This window comes from Phascolarctobacterium sp., from assembly GCF_030531065.1.
In the GTDB taxonomy this organism is placed as follows: domain Bacteria; phylum Bacillota; class Negativicutes; order Acidaminococcales; family Acidaminococcaceae; genus Phascolarctobacterium_A.
Genome location: NZ_JAUNOQ010000004.1, coordinates 26,176 through 43,215, shown reverse-complemented (window position 1 = coordinate 43,215; position 17,040 = coordinate 26,176). Strand labels below are relative to the sequence as shown.

Genomic DNA, 17,040 nt, shown 5'->3' with positions numbered 1-17,040 from the left:
ACACTATTATTATACCGCCAGCAGCCCCGCAAATCAACGGTGGCTTTGGAAAACCTTACGCCCCGGCGTTCTCATTCTGCCGTTTATCGGCGTATTTGCGGAACACCTCATAGAGCTGTTGCTCCAGTTCCCGGCGTTTCGCCGCTTCCTGCTCCGGCGTGAACACCGGGGAGAGATTTTCCAACGTAATTTCCTTTCCCTGAAAAGTTACGACCTCTGTTTCTTTCTTGTATCTGATATGCTCCATAGAACCTCCCATATTCAATTTTCAAGGTACAATGCCGCACAGGGGCGGCGTGAAATTCTGCTTATATTCAATCACCTTTCCTTTGTGTATCGCTGTTGCCGCTTTACTTCCGCCAGTACGTCCGGCGGGATACGGTCAACCAGCCTTTGAATGTTCTGCAATTCGCTTTCCAGCTTCGCCCGTTCCATGCGGTCTTTCATTTTGCCGCTTTCGCTGGCTCTGGCTCTCGCTTCCAGCTTTTGATTTTCTTCCAGCAGGTCATTGATCGTGACCTTGTATTTCTTTAACTGCCCGGAGAAGTTCTCCATTTGCGGAAACCACTTTTTCAGCATGGCAAGGGCTTCCTCTTTCTTCTTCCCGGCGTTCAGCGGGGAGATACTGTCCAGCGTGGCTTCAATCGCCCTCGCCTGTTTGGAGAGGGAAACCGCCTGTTTGAAAAGCCGGGTGGGGATATGCTTCCGGCCTGTCTTGCTGGCGCTCTCCCCACGCTCCAAGTCTGGATATTTCTCCACCATGTAGGCGTGAAAATCGTCCTGCCACTTCGTCAAATTCGCACGGTTGCCTATGATTTCCTTGGCGCACAGGCGGTTGTCCTTTGTCAGCGGAACGAAAGTTAAATGCAGGTGGGGCGTTTTCTCGTCCATGTGTACCACCGCCGACACGATATTCTCCCGGCCCACCCGGTCAATGAGAAAGTCTGCCGCCCTCTGGAAAAAGGCTTGTATCTCCTTTGGGGACTTGCCTTTGAAAAACTCCGAGCTGGCGGTGATGAGCGTATCGACAAACCGGGTGCTGTCCTTGCGTGTCCTGCACCCCGCCTGTTCAATGCGGCTCTGAATGAAATGGTAGTATCTGCCCTCTGGCTTGACGATGTGAAAATTGTACTTGCTCCGGCTGGTGTCAATGTCAGGATTGCTGGCGTACTGGTCTTTCTGTCTTTCGTGGTGGGCTTCCAGCGGTCTTGCCGGATTGCCCTTGTGCTTCTCAAATCGCAAAATTGCGTGCTGTGCCATAAACTCCTTTCCCCATTCCTTTCCTATCCGGGACTTTTCCACAGGAAAATCCCGCCGGAATTATCTCTGATAGGATTGGAATGGATAAGATATAAATAAATCGTTTTAATCTCTGTATTTCTATCTTCCGTCCGGTTTTCGTACTTCAAGAGGATTGATTATCGTACTCCACGAGTGCGGTTTTCAGCCCTCCGGCGTACCGGAACCGGATTTCTTGAAGTCGGTGTTTGGAACCGCTTCATAGGATTTTGGGTAGATACGATTGGGTTTTCCACAGCCCTGTTTCTGTATCTCCACAAGCCCCGCATACTGCAACTCCCGCAGGGTGTTGACCGCTTTCTGCCGCCCACAGTGGAGCAGGGCGACCACCTCGCAGATTGGATAATACAGGTAAATGCGCCCGTACTCGTCCGCCCAGCCGTTCTTGCGGGACAACTCCGTCCGGCGCAGGATAAAGGCGTACAGTATCTTCGCTTCATTGGACAGGGGCGTAAATGTAGGGGCTTCAAAGAGAAAATTCGGGAGCCGGGTGAAGCTGACCGATTTCTCCGGCTGATGAATATAAATTGTGTTTGTCATAGTGTGCTTTGTGGACAGTTAGAACGGCATTTCCGGGGGCAGACGATATTTTATATGACCTGCCCCGGTTCTGCCCTCTGGAAGCCTTATAAATCAAGGACTTTTCCCCGCCTAATTGTCCACGCTCGACCTCCTTTTCCGTTCACTTTCCGCTTTCTGCCGCCTGTGAACTCTGGCGGCACAGTCCGGGCAGTATTTTGCCCGGTTGGATTTTGGGACGAACACGCCGCCGCAGACCGCACAGCGTTTCAAGTCCTTTCCCCGGAAAATCTCTGCTTCCAGCGTCCTGTCCTGCGGCAAGACCGACCAGCGGAACCACTTACAGCAGACGGAGAAAGAAATCATCTGCGGGCAGGTATGGCTGTCCCCGTCGTCAAGGGCGATACAGTCCCCGCCCTCGCAGTTGCAGCACTCCCGGCGGATCAGGCTGTTTGCCTGTTTCCTCTGCGCCGGTGTCATGCGGTAGAGGGAACCGTCCGGCCTGCGCTCCAAGGGCGGCAATCGCTTGTATAAATTTTCTTCCATGCGTTCCTCCGTTTCTATGTTGCCGTTCTCCCCGAAAAGGCTTCCTGCCCCATTCCTGCGGCGTGTTCCGGCGTTGGCACGCTCCCCGGACTTCGGGACATTTTGTCCCGAAGCTGGCTCGTTGCGGTACTTCCCCTGCCGGGGTATTCCTTTTCGGACGGTCATTCTGTTTTCAAGGTGCTGTTCACCGATGAACTAATCTAAGTCTACACCTAAATGACCGCCCGCCCCGTATATCCATAAAGTCGGAAATAAGTTCGGAAAAAACGCTATTTCCACGCTCTCGGAATTGTGGTAGAATGATAAATACAAAGTGACAAATCGAGATTTTGGAGGAGGAACTAAATATGTATACACTTGTTGAAAATTGGTTAGATAGCATTTTGGAACAGTCAATACCCACAGAGGTTGTTGCTCTTAATTTTAATTTATACGAAGATGGTGGCAACAATTGGTCAGTCGAATTAGTTGGAACGGAAAGTTTTGATTTAGAAGATGAGGACTGGTGTTGCGACGAAATTTTTGATTTTGGAACAAGAGAAACTCCGTTGACTTGGAAAGAAGAAAAAGCGTGGAATGAAATTCTTGATGAAATGATTCAAATTTTGAAAAGATATTTGGAGCAAGGGAAACATGCTGGCATCTTAAAGAAATATCAAGGTTTGGGTATCGGATTTGTTGATGGCGATGTCGAAATGCTGTTTGTCCAGTAGTACAACTCCTCATGTATCAAGCAGACAAGGAGGGAGAGCATGGAACTATCCATACAAGAACGATTGAAAGACCTGCGTGTGGAGCGTGGGCTGACGCTGGAACAGCTTGCGGAGCAGACCCACCTCTCCAAATCTGCGCTGGGCAGCTATGAAGCGGAGGATTTTAAGGACATCAGCCACTATGCCCTTATCAAGCTGGCGAAGTTTTACGGTGTGACCGCCGACTATCTGCTGGGGCTGTCGGAGACAAAAAATCACCCAAACGCCGATCTTGCAGACCTGCGTTTGAGTGACGATATGATTGAACTGCTGAAAAGCGGGCGGGTGGACAATTCCCTCTTGTGTGAGCTGGCGGCGCACCCGGATTTCCCCCGGCTCATGGCTGACCTTGAAATCTATGTGAACGGCGTGGCGGTGAAGCAGGTGCAGACCGTAAACGCCATCGTGGACACCATGAGCGCAACGATTATGAAGCAGTACAATCCCGGCTTGACCGACCCGCAGTTAAGACAGCTTGTCGCCGCCCATATTGACGACGACAGCTTTTGCCGCTATGTGATACAGCAGGACATAAATGGAATAGCCCTTGACCTGCGGGAAGCCCACAGAGATGATTTTTTCAGCGTCCCGGAGGACAACCCGCTGAAAGGATTATTGCAGGCCGTCGATGAAGCTGCCAGCGAGGACAGCGACCCGGAGCAAGCGTCGCTGGCGTTTATCTGCAAACGGCTCCGGCTGAATTACAAGAAGCTGTCCGAGGAAGAAAGGAAGTGGTTGAAAAAGATTGCACAGAAGTCGGACTTGCTGAAAAATCCAAACCCACAGCGGGGGAGGAAGTAAAAGAGCGACAAATCGGGATTTAGAGGAGGAAAATCAATGGACAGTTTAATTAAATTCTTGAAGGATAAAATTACTGATAAAATGCCACTGGAAGAAATTGTAAATGTATTTGAGCAAATGTGCAGTATACCGCTCGAAGAAGATATGATTTTATTTGAAACTGGAACATTTACTACTTTTGCACCCGAACCAGTGTTTGAAATTTCATTAGTTAGGCAATTTCCAAATGATGATGAAGAATTTTTCCAAATCCATGTAGACATTTTATATAAGCCTACCAGTGAAAATAAAATATTTAGTGAAGCAACATGGAACGAAGATTTAAGCGAAAATATATTTGACTATATTAGAAAATCAGAAGTTTTTGCCTATGCAAAAAATAAAGAATATATCAAAGTGGAAATATATTGGGACGAAACTTAAATTGCCAACTTCCCATTTATCGGGGAGATAGCAAATCCAGTCGAGCCAGTCAACGGTCAAGATGAACGGCGCATTTCATGCGCCGCCGTTGACAGTCCTGCCTGTCTTTGCTAAAGGGTAATCAAGGCGGGAAAGCCCTAAAATGGCTTCCCGCCCATTTCAATTTTACGGGAATGTATCCACAAGTTCGGGACACTTTGTCCCGAAGTTCGGCGTTGTACGAGGGACGGGGGCTTTCATATACGCCCTATCTGCTGATGAAACCAGCCCTGCGTTTGCGGCTCCACGCCACGCAATCACAGCCCTGTTTTCCTGCTGCTTCAAATGCCCTTGCTCTCCCCAGCGGCAACCGCATTTTCGCAGCAACGCCGACAGAGCGTATAACACACTACACTTTGCAAGCAAAGTCGTGTGCCAAAGGGTGCCCCTTTGGAAACCCCGGACAACAAAACAGGCTGAATATCTCGCACTTCCCCGGTGCTTGATACTCAGCCTGTTTTGTTGTCAGCAGCCCCGTTTCGTGGTCTGCGTGTAGTTCCTTGTAAACTGACCTAAGTTTTGCGCCAAATCCTCAATCTGTTTAAATGTGGTAGTGCAGTGGCAAACTTTAAACTGTTGGGTAAGGGAGCGTCTTGTGGTATTATGAAAATAAATAATAACACGAAGGACAAGAATACTATATTAATAATAAATCAATCAGTCACAGGCATTTTTGAAAGGAAGGTAGACTTGTTAAAGGTATGAGTTGGCGCACTGTTGTAATTGGAACAAGAGCTAAGCTTGACCTACAATTAGGATATATGGTGGTTCGTGGCGAACGAACCACCAAAATACATATAAGTGAAATATCTACACTTATAATAGAGTCAACAGAGGTTTCTTTAACTTGCGCATTATTAGCAGAGTTGGTTGCTAATAAAATTAAAGTTATATTTTGTGATGTTAAGCGTAATCCTTGTTCTGAGCTTCTTCCTTATTATGGGTCGCATGACGTAAGTGCTAAAATAAAGCAGCAGATTGCGTGGACTGATAAAATTAAAGGGGAGATAGGAACTGCAATTATATTTAATAAAATAATCATGCAATCTTGTTTGTTGAAGAAGTTAGGATTAGCTAATGCAGAGATACTAGATGTTTATGCCCATCAATTAGAATATCGTGATGCTACTAATAGAGAAGGGCATGCCGCAAAGGTATATTTTAATAGTATCTTTGGAGAAAGCTTTACTAGAGCGGAAGATACATTTATCAATTCAGCTTTAAATTATGGCTACAGCATACTCCTATCAGCCTGTAATAGGGAGATAGTTGCGAATGGATACCTAACACAAATAGGCCTGATTCATGATAATATTTTTAACAGCTTTAATTTGGGTTCTGACATTATGGAACCTTTAAGACCGTTTGTTGATTTAGTTGTGTACAGAATGTTTGTAGAAAAGGGGATGGAGAAATTTGCCACGGAGCAAAAGCATGAGTTATTGTCATTCCTGAATATGGATGTTCAAGTTGATGAGAAAAAATATGTGTTGAATTATGCTGTTAAGCTTTATTGTAAGAGCGTTTTTGATGCTATTAATGGCAATGATGTAAGCTTAGTAAAATGGTGTAAGTTTATTTGATTAATTATTATGAGCTATAGATTTATGAGAATATTAGTGTTTTTTGATTTGCCAATTACGACATTAGAGAATAGAAAAGCATATAGCAAATTTAGAAAATTTTTGATTCAGAATGGCTTTATGATGCTGCAGGAATCTGTATATTGCAAGCTTGCTCTAAATGCGGTAGCTGCAGGAGCAGTAATAAGTAATGTCAAATTAAATATTCCTAAGGAGGGTTTAGTAGAGCTGCTTACTGTAACAGAAAGACAATTTTCTAGAATGGAGATTCTAATAGGTGAAGCACATAATGAAGTGCTTAATAGTGATGAAAGGCTAGTGTTTTTATGAATATAGCATATCTAGATTTATTAACGCCTATTCAATTAGATGAAAATATGATTAATGTATTGGTTATTGAAAACAAGAAGCTTTTTAGAGAAATGCTTCAACAGTTTATGCAAGCACTATTAGGGTTAGATAGCAAGTGGATTTTATCTGAGGCTAGTAAAGCAATTAGTCTAAATAAATCGGCCGTTATAATAGCCGACCCTTTAAATATTGATTTGAATGAGCGAAAGCTTCTAGATGGGTTGTATAATGAAATGGGTACTATTGCGGTAGATGAAAGCCATTGTATGGAAACTTCTAAAATAAGAAACAATCTACTAACATATGTGAACAGTGTAATGCATGAGGTAGATTATCCGCTTTTAGAGGCAAATGAAATATCCATATTAAATTTGTTTAAACTGGCCGGTGTACGTTTTGAACCTTATGAAGGAGAGCTATTGGAGAAAATAGTTAGTTACGCTTATTTGTGTACTCGTTTTAAGAGGTGTAGACTGATTGTTTTTGTGAATTTGAAGACCTATTTTTCTGATGAAGAGTTAGGAGAGTTTTATAAAGATATGTTATATAAGAAAATTCACATACTTCTCGTTGAAAACAGGGAAACTCCTAGAATGACAAATGAAAAAATTATGGTTATAGATAATGACTTATGTGTAGTTAAGTGTTAAAATCTAATTAAGATAGTGAGTATCATTGGATTTACGATACAGTGATGGTATTTTCATTCTGTGATGACTGATTTGAGGTTTGAGAGTGATGTAATTTCTGATGGTACTCAAACGGGCAACGCTGGGAAAGAAAGCTTGAATTAGTTTGAGAGTGATGTAATTTCTGATGGTACTCAAACACGCCAGCCTTTTCATATTTGATTTCTTGCGTTTGAGAGTGATGTAATTTCTGATGGTACTCAAACATTCGGCGTGATTGATAACAGCCTAAGCTTGTTTGTGGTTTCTGGTGGAATCAACATTAAAGTGAATTCTTAACTTAGAAGTTCTCTCTTTGTCAACAATTTATAGACGAACTGCAGCGAAGGTAACTCCGTCACATTATTTCCTTTGTAAACTCTACGTAAAGTGTGATATAATAAATCATCATGCTTTAGGTGGAGTTTTTCTATGCGCAGAAAAGTTTTGTTTGGCTTCGATTATACGGACAGCGAATTTATTAAGCTAGGGTTGTATCTTTTTGTTGGCGGAACGGCGGCCTTGGTAGAGTGGGCTCTCTTTTATCTGCTGTTGCATTATCTGCTGAACGGATTAGGGCTGAGCCTGACGGCGCTGACTATGACGTCCACGGCTATGGCGTTTTGTCTGTCCACCTTATACCATTATTTTTTAGGGAATGTATTAGTCTTTGACAGCGGCAGCCGCTATAACCGCGGCAAGGAATTAAGCCTGGTCTTTCTCGTAAGCGTTATGGGCTTAGGCTTTAATCTGCTGCTGATGTATATTTTCGTCAGCTGGCTGGGGTGGGAGCCCATGCTTTCCAAGGTGCTCACCAGCTGCATAGTAGTTGTGTGGAACTATCTTTCGCGTAAAAAGTGGATTTTTAGGAGCTGAACATGTCGATAACCTATACTGACGTTACAAAATTTAAAAAGGTCGTGCTGGTCTATAACCGTAATTCCGGCAAGCAGCTTTTTGCCAGTATGATGGCCAAGGTGAACGAGGTATTCAAGCTGCTCAAGGAGCTGGTGGGCTTTAAAAATGCAGAAATGTGCGAGATTAAGTATTTCGACCAGCTGCCGGAAATTGCGCAGAAAATTGTCGACGCGCAGGCCGATTGGGTAATTATTGCCGGTGGCGACGGCACTATCCGCGCGTTAATCGAGCAGTTGGGCAACCGCAGTTATACGCCCTATATCAGCGTGTTCCCGGCAGGTACGGTGAACTTGGTGGCGAAAGAGCTGCTGGTCAGCGGCGAGCCCCGCAAATGGATGAAGCGTGTAGCTAAGGGTATCGAGGTGCCGGTTTATCTGGGGCGCGCTAACGGGCATGTTTTTTTAACGGTTACGGGCATAGGCTTCGATTCTCTAGTTGTGGACAGCGTTTCAGAAACGGAAAAGAAGCTGCTGAATAAGCTGGCTTATGTATGGCAGGGCACGGAGCTGATGCGCAAGGAGCTGCTTTTCAATAACTGGCGTTACCGCTTCGAGGTACGGTTTGACGACGAAGCGGAATGGCACGAGGCTTCGTCGGTTATAGTTGGCAAGAGCCGTTATTATGCCGGCCGCTATAATTTGTTTAACGGAGCGTCGCTTTCTTCGCCTCTGCTGCACGTGGCCTTATTCACGGGCTGCAAGCGCGGCGATTTTATGCGTTATGCCGCGTGCATCGCTATGGAAGCGCTGAGCTTGGACAGCGATATTATTATCCGCAAAGCGCGCAAGCTGGAAATTCGCTGCAACGCGGACAATTTTGCAGCGGAGCTGGACGGCGACGCTGTGACCTGCGCGCCGCTGAGCATTGTGATGGAGGATACGCCAATTAAATTTTTGGCCTAGCCGGACTGTAAGGTGAAGGAAATGGGAAGCTTGGGAGTTAAAGGCGCTGTGCTGCTGTTTGTGGCGGCGGCAGGCGCTGTCGAGGGTTATTTGGCGTACGGAAATTTTATCGGAGCCGACCCGTTCCCCTATAACGAATTTTATTTTCAGATTTTTGATCATCTGCTGCGGGACAGCCTGCTGGCGGCTATTGTGTGGCTGCTGTACTACCGCCGGGGGCGCGTGCCAGATCGCATCAGGCGTTATTTCCCGGTAATTGTCGTAGGGCTTTTGTATTTGGGCGCAGCGTTTTTTATGGTGCGGCAGCTCAGTCTGGACACGGGCCTGCAAACGACGCTGAGCGTTTTGGCAGGGTTGAACAATAATGTGCTGGTGCTGCTGGTAACGGCTATGTGCTACCATAAATGGCCTAATCTGCTGATGAAAATAGTTTACTTCGCCGTGTATTTGTTTTCGGCTCTGGCTATTGTTTTCGACGCTTTTTACTTTTGGCAGACCTCCATGCATGTGGAAAGCGTGCTCTTTCAGAATCTCAATATTTATGCGGCCCAGGGCGTGCTGGCGACCATGAGCAATACGCTGATAGCCGCTATTATCGGCGTGGTAACGCTGATCCTGCTATTGTTCCGCGTGTCGCCGCCGGGCAGGCGTAAGCCTAATTTCGCTTGGTCGCTGCTGTGCGTGGCCATGTTTTCCATCGTACTCAATCTCACCGACCGCTTGCTGGGCGCGGCGGGCATGTACGGCGTGGAAACGGTTATCGGCATGTATGTGGAAATAGAAAACGAAAAAACGCGCATGAGCTACCGCAATATGCTGTCGGTGCCCATCAACGTCAATTTTATCGGCAAGGCGCTTTTTGATACGGATAAAATCGCCGGAGCCCAGCATGTGGAAATGCGCGAGCTGACGGATAAGGATAAGGCGTATCTGGCGGAGCTGGGGATTCCCGTGCCCAAGGCGCAGGTGTCGCAGATACCTGCTCAGTACGACCGGGTAGTGCTGCTGATTTTGGAATCCATGCACCGTGATTATATCAATTATTACAACGACAATATTCCCGAAAAGGCCACGCCTTTTTTAAACAGTTTAATTATCCGTTATCCTCATCTTAACAAATATTATTCTTCGGCGGTGCCGACGACCCAGGGGCTGAACGCCACCTTCCGTTCTCATCTGATTATGGATAAGGACGTGCCGGGCAAGGGTACGCCGTCCTTGTTCCGCTGTGTGCAGGAGCATGGGATGCACGGCATTTTTATGAACGCCTCCAGCCAGTATTATGCCAACGAGCTGCGGGAATATCCGGAGCAGTTCGGCATGCAGGAATATTACGCCAAGGAATATTTGGAAAAGCAGGGATATACGGGAGCCAGCGGCTGGGGCTATCATAACGACGTGATGTACGAGGAAACCCTGCGCATGCTGGAGCGCCGGAAAAACGAGCGCCTGCTGCTGGTGACGAAAACGCTGGATATGCACCAGCCCTATCCTTACACGGGCTACAGCTGGAGTGAAATGCCCGAAGGCGTGCGCGATAATCCCTTTGTGACCGTGCGCGGCGTTTACTGGGTGGATAAAACGCTGGAGCATTTCTTCAGCGAGGCGGAAAAGCGTGGGTTGATGGACGACAGGACGCTGTTTATCATTACCAGCGACCATAATCCGCACAGCGGCGGCGAGTATACCAAGCTGGTGACGAACGCAGGCGATAAGCAGAGCATTGCGCCCATTCCCTTGATTTTCATAAGTAAAAATCTCAAGCCTCTGGACGCTTTGCGCAACAGCGAGTATGCTTCGCAAATTGATTTAGCGCCGACGTTGCTGTACCTTTTGGGGATTCCCGTGCCGGAAAAATTTATGGGCCGCAATTTGCTGCAGCCCGCTGAGCTGCCTTACGCCTTGGGCTATTTCGGCGGCAAAGCCTTCTATTGGTCGGGCGAGCGCCATTTCGTCGACCAGATGGATAAGCCGGTGCCGGACAGCGAATATGAGAACGCCTTAAGCAATTACATCATTCATTATTACGGCTTATGGCATCAATAACGCGCCGCGCGGTTGCCGCAATAAAAGTATACTTGTATACAGCGCCGCTGGAACTATGATTCCGGCGGCGTTTGCTTTATAATAAGAATTATATTATTTATTAATGGAGGGGTTACTTATGTTTTTGATTATTGGTGCGCTTGTCGTTTTGGGCGTTATCTGGCTGCTGCTGAAGCGCCATGAATCCCGCATGGTTTTAATTGCGGCAGGTATTTTAATGTGCGTTATTGCCGGTAAGCCCATGGCTTCCCTGGACGCTTTTGCTAAAAGCATGACGAACGCCGGCTTGATCACCTCCGTTTGCTCCTGCATGGGCTTTGCCTGGTGCATGAAGTACACGGGCTGCGACAAGCATTTGGTTATAGCTATCGGCAAGGTGCTGAAAAAGCTGGGCTTTTTGCTGATTCCCGGCGCTACGCTGGCTACCTTTGTGGTTAATATCGCTATTCCCAGCGCCGCAGGATGCAGCGCTGCCGTAGGCGTTATCTTTATTCCTATTATGATGGCTGCCGGTATTCATCCGGCTATGGCTGCCGCCGCCGTTAAGTCCGGCACCTATGGCAGCATGCTGAACCCCGGTCTGGTGCATAACGGCGTTATCGCCAAGCTGGCGGGCGTGCAGATTACCGAAGTTATCGGCAATCATATGATGGCTACCGTGGTCGGAGTAATTATTGCCGCCGCTGTACTGACAGTTATCGCCGTTGTTTTGAAGGAGAACAAAGGCTATGTTCCGGCTGAAGGCTCTGTGATTGACGACGATGGCTTTGCCATCAATCCGCTGTACGCTTTGATGCCCCTAGTGCCCGTTATCATTTTGCTGCTGGGCAGCACCAATACCGTGCCGGTATTAAAAATGGGCGTGCCCCACGCAATGGTTATCGGCGCTATTCTGTCCCTGGCAGTTACCCGTAAGAACCCCGTTGAGCTGACGAAAAACTTCTTCAATGGCATGGGCGACGCTTATGCCAACATTATCGGTATCATTATTTCCGTAGGCGTGTTCGTAGCCGGTTTGAACGCTTTGGGACTCATCAAGGCTTTGATTGCCTGGATGCTGAATTCCACCGGCATCGTGAAGCTTGCCGCAACCTTCGGCCCCTTCCTGCTGGCGCTGATTTCCGGCTCCGGCGACGCCGCTACCGTAGCCTTTAACGAAGCCGTAACGCCGCACGCTGTAGAGTTTGGCATTTCTACCATGAATATGGGCTCCATCGCTGCTCTGGGCGGTACTCTAGGCCGTACTATTTCTCCTATCGCCGGCGCTACCATTATTTGCGCAGGCATTGCCGGTGTGGACCCCATGGAGGTTTGCAAACGCAATGCGCTGGGTATTGTGGGCGCGCTCGTCGCAGGCATGGTGCTGCTGCTTTTCTAAAAAACAGCTCTATCCTTATAAATGAAAATTAACGCTCCGGTATACTGTTTGGTTAGTATACCGGAGCGTTTGCTTTGATAGTACGCAAATTATTATTTATTTTTACGCTTGTGTTCCTCCAAATACCGGCCCACAATCTTCACGGCGCAGTAATCGCCGCACATGGAGCAGGCCTCGTCGTCAGATTTATTTTTGCCGCGGCGGTACGCCGTCGCCTTTATCGGGTCGAGCGCCAGGCGCAGCTGTTCCGGCCAATCCAAATTCTTACGCGCTTTGGCCATAGCCAAATCCCACTCCCAGGCTTTTTTATTGCCCTTAGCGAGGTCGGCGGCATGGGCGGCTATGCGGGCCGCAATGACGCCCTCGCGCACATCCTGTAAATCCGGCAGTCCCAGATGCTCGGCCGGCGTTACATAGCACAAAAAGTCCGCGCCGCTGACGGCGGCCAAAGTCCCGCCGATAGCGCTGGTAATATGGTCGTAGCCCGGCGCTACGTCCGTAACCAACGGCCCTAAAACGTAAAAGGGCGCGCCGTGGCACAAACGCTTTTGCAGCTGCATATTGGCGGCAATCTGATTATAGGGCACATGCCCCGGCCCCTCTACCATCACCTGCACACCGCGCTCCCATGCCCGCTGGGTCAGCTCGCCCAAATTCAGCAGCTCCTGAATCTGCGCTCTGTCCGTCGCGTCGGCAATGCAGCCGGGACGCAGGCCGTCGCCCAGGCTGATAGTCACATCATACTCTGCGCAAATATCTAAAATTTCATCGTAATATTCGTACAGAGGGTTTTCTTTTTCGTTGTGCAGCATCCAGCCGGTAATAAACGAGCCGCCGCGGCTGACCACGTCCATCACGCGGCCCTCGTCCGTCAAAGCCTTGAGTACATTTTTATTGATGCCGCAATGCAGCGTCATAAAATCTGCGCCGTCCCTGGCCTGCTGGCGGATAACGTCGAAAATATCTTCTTTGGTCATGGCGACTACAGCGCCGCGTTTTAAAATCGTTTCCACCGTTACCTGATACATGGGCACGGTGCCGACCATAACTGTGGACGCGCCGATGATCGCCTGCCGCGAAGCGCTGATATTATCGCCCGTGGACAGATCCATTACCGAATCGGCTCCGGCGCTGATGGCCGCAGCCAGCTTTTCCAGCTCCGGCGCAGGGTCGGGATAGCTGCTGGAGGTGCCGATATTGGCGTTGACCTTCACGCTCAATCCCTGTCCCACGCCTCGCGGAATTAAATTTTTATGATTGATATTGCAGGGAATGGCAATCGTTCCCTTGGCTACGCTCTCGCGAATAAATTCCGCAGCTACGCCCTCCTGCTCCGCTACCAGCTTCATAGCCTCTGTAATAGTTCCCTGTCTTGCCAACTGCATTTGTGTTGCCATAATCTTCCTCCTTTACTTACGGCAAATAAAAAACCGCTCTCCCGAAGGAAAAGCGGTACAGCTGCGAAAACGGCAGAGGCTCGCTTTCCTACGCCGGTATTGACCGGATCAGGTTCAAAGGGTCGGACGGTCGTCCTCTCAGCAGCTTCAGCTGCGCCCCTAGCGATTCTTCTTTAATTATTTATACTTTAGCACTAAATTCTGCTTTGCGCAAGAAAAATCTGAAAACATTTGCTTTGTAAACTTTAATACAAAAGCGGCACAAAGCTTGCATACATCGGCCTGCCGGGAAAATTTTGCTTGACTACTGAAAAAGAAGTGCTATAATTCAACTTAATATGAATACCGCAACGCAATGAAAGAGAAGCAGCGTGCCGCGCTTTCAGAAAGCTGCCGGTGGATGCAAGACAGCAGCAAGGCATACCTGTTCCGCTCAGGAGCGGCGAATGATGAATCCGACGGGTTCGCCCGATACAGCGAATAAAAGTTGGCCGTAGGCAAATTGGGTGGCACCGCGAGAAGTTCTCGTCCCATGTGGGATTGAGGGCTTATTTTTTTAGGCGCTCCAGGCAGCCGAGGCAAATTGGGTGGCACCGCGAGAAAAGAGAAGCTCGTCCCAAGGAGGACGCTTCTCTTATTTTATTTTAAGGAGCAATAAAAATGCAAAGAGCTTACAATTTCAACGCCGGTCCTTCCGCCATGCCTTTAGAAGTATTGCAGGAAGCTCAGGCTGAATTTCTCAATTATGCCGGAACCGGCATGAGCGTTATCGAAATGAGTCACCGTAGCGCCGAATACGCCGCGCTGCACGCGGAAACAAAAGCGCTTTTGCGCGAGCTGATGCAAATTCCCGACGATTATGAGATTATGTTTATCCAGGGAGGCGGCAGCACGCAGTTTTTAATGACCGCCGCCAATTTCCACACTCAAAAATACGCCGCCTATGTCAACACCGGCGTGTGGGCCAAAAAAGCTATGGCCGAAGGCAAATTTTTCGGCGAGGTTTACGAAGCTGCCAGCAGCGCCGACAAGAATCACAGCTATATTCCCGACAGCTTCAACATTAAGGACGGCACTTCTTACGTCCATCTGACGGCTAACAATACGATTTACGGCACGGAGTACAAAAGCTTTCCCAAATTCGACGTACCGGTAATCTGCGATATGTCCAGCGATATCCTTTCCCGCAAAGTCGATGTCAAAAACTTCGACCTGATTTACGCCGGAGCGCAGAAGAACTTAGGCCCGGCGGGCGTAGTAATCGTCATCGCCAAAAAAGCATTTTTAGCCACAGCGCGGCAAGAGCTGCCCACCATGCTGAAATATGCCACCTTCGCCGCCAACGATTCGCTTTATAATACGCCGCCGGTTTTCGCCATTTACATGGTCAATAAAACGCTGCACTGGATTAAAGAGCAAGGCGGCGTGGACGCCATAGCGCAAAACAACGCGGCAAAAGCAAAATTGATTTACGACGTAATCGACGGCAGCGGCGGCTTCTACAAAGGCCATGCCGTTAAGGAAGCGCGCAGCCTGATGAATATCACCTTTAACCTGGCGACGCCGGAGCTGGAAAAGGATTTCGTAGCCCAGGGCAAGGCCGCAGGCTTCGTAGGCATCGGCGGGCACCGGTTGGTCGGCGGCTGCCGCGCTTCGGCCTACAACGCCGTACCGCTGGAGGCTTGCGCCGCGCTGGCGGACTTCATGAAAAAATATCAGCGCGAACACGAATAAAATCTACAAAAGCAAATTAAATTTACTAAATAACGAAGCAGGAGGAAAATACCAATGAAAATTTTTGTCAGCAACGATATCAGTGAAAAAGGCGTGGCTCTGCTGCGCGAACATTTTGACGTGGACGTTATGCCCAATATGAAACCGGAAGAACTCATCAAGGTAATTAACGATTACGACGGCCTCGTTACCCGCTCCATGACCAAGGTAACGAAAGAGGTTATCGAAGCCTCTACCCGCCTGAAGGTTATCGGCCGCGCCGGCGTCGGCGTAGACAATATCGATATCCCCGCCGCCACAGCCAAAGGCATTGTCGTGCTCAACACGCCGGAGGGCAATACCATGGCCGCCACCGAGCACACCGTCGCCATGATGATGGCCATGACGCGCCACATTCCCCAGGCGCACCAATCCATCCAGGAGGGCAAATGGGACCGCAAGTCCTTCGACGGCATTCAGGTGCAGGGCAAAACCCTGGGTATCATCGGCGTGGGGCGCATCGGCAGCCGCGTCGCCAAACGTATGCAGGCCATGGAAATGACCACCATTGGCTACGACCCGTATATTACGGAAGAACGCGCGCATCAGGTGGGCGTGGAGCTGGTGGATTTCGATACGCTGCTGGCTAAATCCGACTACATTACTATCCACACGCCGCTGACGAAAGAAACGGAAAAAATGCTGAACGCCGAAGCTATCGCCAAGATGAAGGACGGCGTGCGCATTGTCAACTGCGCCCGCGGCGGCTGCATGGATCCCGAAGCTATCGCCGCAGGACTCAAGTCCGGCAAAATTGCCGGCGCGGCCATCGACGTATATCCCACCGAACCCTTGACTAAAGAAAATAATCCTTTCCTGGGGCTGTTCAATGTAGTGCAAACGCCGCACCTGGGCGCTTCCACCATCGAAGCGCAAATCGGCGTCGCCGTGGACGTAGCCTACGGCGTTATCGACGCGCTGGAGGGACGCCCCGTTATGACCGCCGTTAATATGGCGCCCATTCCCAAGAGCGTGGCTCGCGTTATTCAACCATATTTCAGTCTGGCCGAGCGCATGGGCACCGTAGGTATTTATCTGGCCGACGGTCCCATTAAAAGCATAGAAGTGGAGTACACCGGCGTCCTCGCCGAAACGGAAACCTCCGCTCTGACAACCGCCTTCCTCAAAGGGCTGCTGAATCCCATTCTGCAGGAAAGCGTCAACTTCGTCAACGCTCCCGGCATCGCCAAAAAGCGCAATATCGAGGTCAAAGAGGTCAAGGCCAATAAAGCCGGCTACTTCTCCACCGCCATCAACGCCCGCATTACCACTACCAAGGGCTCGCATAAAATTGAAGGCACGCTGTTCGACGGCAAAACGCCAAAGATTGTGCAGATTGATAAATATTATATCGACTTTAAACCCGAAGGCTATCTGCTGCTGGCGCCCCACATCAACAAGCCCAATATGATCGGCCAGATGGCCACCATTTTAGGCAAGGCGGGCATCAATATCAACAGCATGCAGGTGGGTAGCACGCCAAAATCCGACACCAACATCATGGCTATCGCCGTCGGCGACGATATACCCAACGATATCATGCTGCAGCTGCGCGGCATCGACGGCATTTTAGACGTTAAGCTCATCAACTGCGAAGGCTGATTTACATCACACAGAAAGGCGGCGGGGCCAGGCGCCCTGCCGA

19 protein-coding genes and 1 riboswitch are annotated in these 17,040 nt (G+C 48.9%); of the genes, 14 read left to right on the top strand and 5 right to left on the bottom strand.

Annotated elements, in window-relative coordinates:
• Positions 1–55: 55 nt before the first annotated feature.
• The 4 genes from Q4E64_RS03595 to Q4E64_RS03580 form a co-directional block, all read right to left on the bottom strand.
• Positions 56–247 (bottom strand): hypothetical protein, encoded by a 192-nt coding sequence (locus tag Q4E64_RS03595; protein WP_112481489.1) that lies wholly within the window; start codon positions 245–247, stop codon positions 56–58.
• Between the two features lie 71 nt (positions 248–318).
• Entirely contained in the window at positions 319–1,260 is a 942-nt protein-coding gene (mobV, locus tag Q4E64_RS03590) for a MobV family relaxase (RefSeq protein ID WP_303166307.1), read from the bottom strand.
• Positions 1,261–1,443: 183 nt separating this feature from the next.
• Positions 1,444–1,839: a replication initiator protein A gene (locus tag Q4E64_RS03585; protein WP_303166306.1), complete on the bottom strand. Its 396-nt coding sequence runs from the start codon at positions 1,837–1,839 to the stop codon at positions 1,444–1,446.
• Positions 1,840–1,950: 111 nt separating this feature from the next.
• Positions 1,951–2,364, bottom strand: coding sequence for a cysteine-rich VLP domain-containing protein (locus Q4E64_RS03580; RefSeq protein ID WP_303166305.1), 414 nt, complete (start codon positions 2,362–2,364; stop codon positions 1,951–1,953).
• A gap of 347 nt (positions 2,365–2,711) precedes the next feature.
• Between Q4E64_RS03580 and Q4E64_RS03575 the strand changes: the two genes are divergently transcribed.
• The 11 genes from Q4E64_RS03575 to dcuC all read left to right on the top strand — a co-directional run bounded on the left by Q4E64_RS03575 (position 2,712) and on the right by dcuC (position 12,225).
• Positions 2,712–3,077: a hypothetical protein gene (locus Q4E64_RS03575; protein WP_303166304.1), complete on the top strand. Its 366-nt coding sequence runs from the start codon at positions 2,712–2,714 to the stop codon at positions 3,075–3,077.
• Positions 3,078–3,116: 39 nt separating this feature from the next.
• Positions 3,117–3,917 (top strand): helix-turn-helix domain-containing protein, encoded by an 801-nt coding sequence (locus Q4E64_RS03570; RefSeq protein WP_303166302.1) that lies wholly within the window; start codon positions 3,117–3,119, stop codon positions 3,915–3,917.
• A 36-nt stretch (positions 3,918–3,953) separates the two neighbouring features.
• Positions 3,954–4,340 carry a hypothetical protein gene (locus Q4E64_RS03565; RefSeq protein ID WP_303166301.1) on the top strand — a complete coding sequence of 129 codons (387 nt, stop codon included), beginning with the start codon at positions 3,954–3,956 and terminating at the stop codon, positions 4,338–4,340.
• A 558-nt stretch (positions 4,341–4,898) separates the two neighbouring features.
• The gene (locus tag Q4E64_RS11445; protein WP_368501498.1) at positions 4,899–5,084 is read left to right on the top strand and encodes a Cas9 endonuclease PAM-interacting domain-containing protein; all 186 of its coding nucleotides are present in this window, start codon (positions 4,899–4,901) and stop codon (positions 5,082–5,084) included.
• On the top strand, positions 5,081–5,962 hold the full coding sequence (cas1, locus tag Q4E64_RS03560; RefSeq protein WP_303166300.1) for a type II CRISPR-associated endonuclease Cas1: 882 nt from the start codon (positions 5,081–5,083) through the stop codon (positions 5,960–5,962). Before Q4E64_RS11445 ends, cas1 begins: the two co-directional genes overlap by 4 nt.
• Positions 5,963–5,971: 9 nt before the next feature.
• Positions 5,972–6,292: a CRISPR-associated endonuclease Cas2 gene (cas2, locus tag Q4E64_RS03555; protein WP_368501497.1), complete on the top strand. Its 321-nt coding sequence runs from the start codon at positions 5,972–5,974 to the stop codon at positions 6,290–6,292.
• Positions 6,289–6,963: a type II-A CRISPR-associated protein Csn2 gene (gene csn2, locus Q4E64_RS03550; protein ID WP_303166298.1), complete on the top strand. Its 675-nt coding sequence runs from the start codon at positions 6,289–6,291 to the stop codon at positions 6,961–6,963. The genes cas2 and csn2 overlap by 4 nt, the downstream gene beginning before the upstream one ends.
• Before the next feature lie 450 nt (positions 6,964–7,413).
• Positions 7,414–7,857, top strand: coding sequence for a GtrA family protein (locus tag Q4E64_RS03545; RefSeq protein ID WP_303166297.1), 444 nt, complete (start codon positions 7,414–7,416; stop codon positions 7,855–7,857).
• A gap of 2 nt (positions 7,858–7,859) precedes the next feature.
• Complete coding sequence (locus tag Q4E64_RS03540; protein ID WP_303166296.1) at positions 7,860–8,801, top strand: diacylglycerol kinase family protein; 942 nt, start codon at positions 7,860–7,862, stop codon at positions 8,799–8,801.
• A 21-nt stretch (positions 8,802–8,822) separates the two neighbouring features.
• Complete coding sequence (locus Q4E64_RS03535; protein WP_303166488.1) at positions 8,823–10,847, top strand: LTA synthase family protein; 2,025 nt, start codon at positions 8,823–8,825, stop codon at positions 10,845–10,847.
• Positions 10,848–10,965: 118 nt separating this feature from the next.
• Positions 10,966–12,225: a C4-dicarboxylate transporter DcuC gene (dcuC, locus tag Q4E64_RS03530; protein WP_303166295.1), complete on the top strand. Its 1,260-nt coding sequence runs from the start codon at positions 10,966–10,968 to the stop codon at positions 12,223–12,225.
• Positions 12,226–12,317: 92 nt separating this feature from the next.
• Here dcuC and thiC read toward each other — a convergent pair whose 3' ends face one another.
• A complete protein-coding gene (gene thiC / locus Q4E64_RS03525) occupies positions 12,318–13,622 on the bottom strand; it encodes a phosphomethylpyrimidine synthase ThiC (protein WP_303166294.1) in 1,305 nt (434 codons plus the stop codon).
• A 68-nt stretch (positions 13,623–13,690) separates the two neighbouring features.
• Positions 13,691–13,793, bottom strand: a riboswitch (TPP riboswitch).
• 184 nt (positions 13,794–13,977) lie between these two features.
• On the opposite strand from thiC, the gene Q4E64_RS03520 reads away from it, so the two are divergent.
• The 3 genes from Q4E64_RS03520 to serA all read left to right on the top strand — a co-directional run bounded on the left by Q4E64_RS03520 (position 13,978) and on the right by serA (position 16,997).
• Entirely contained in the window at positions 13,978–14,106 is a 129-nt protein-coding gene (locus Q4E64_RS03520; protein ID WP_303166293.1) for a hypothetical protein, read from the top strand.
• A gap of 176 nt (positions 14,107–14,282) precedes the next feature.
• Entirely contained in the window at positions 14,283–15,356 is a 1,074-nt protein-coding gene (gene serC, locus Q4E64_RS03515; RefSeq protein ID WP_303166292.1) for a 3-phosphoserine/phosphohydroxythreonine transaminase, read from the top strand.
• Between the two features lie 54 nt (positions 15,357–15,410).
• Positions 15,411–16,997, top strand: a complete 1,587-nt coding sequence (gene serA / locus Q4E64_RS03510; protein ID WP_303166291.1) for a phosphoglycerate dehydrogenase — start codon at positions 15,411–15,413, stop codon at positions 16,995–16,997.
• The last annotated feature ends 43 nt before the right edge of the window (positions 16,998–17,040 follow it).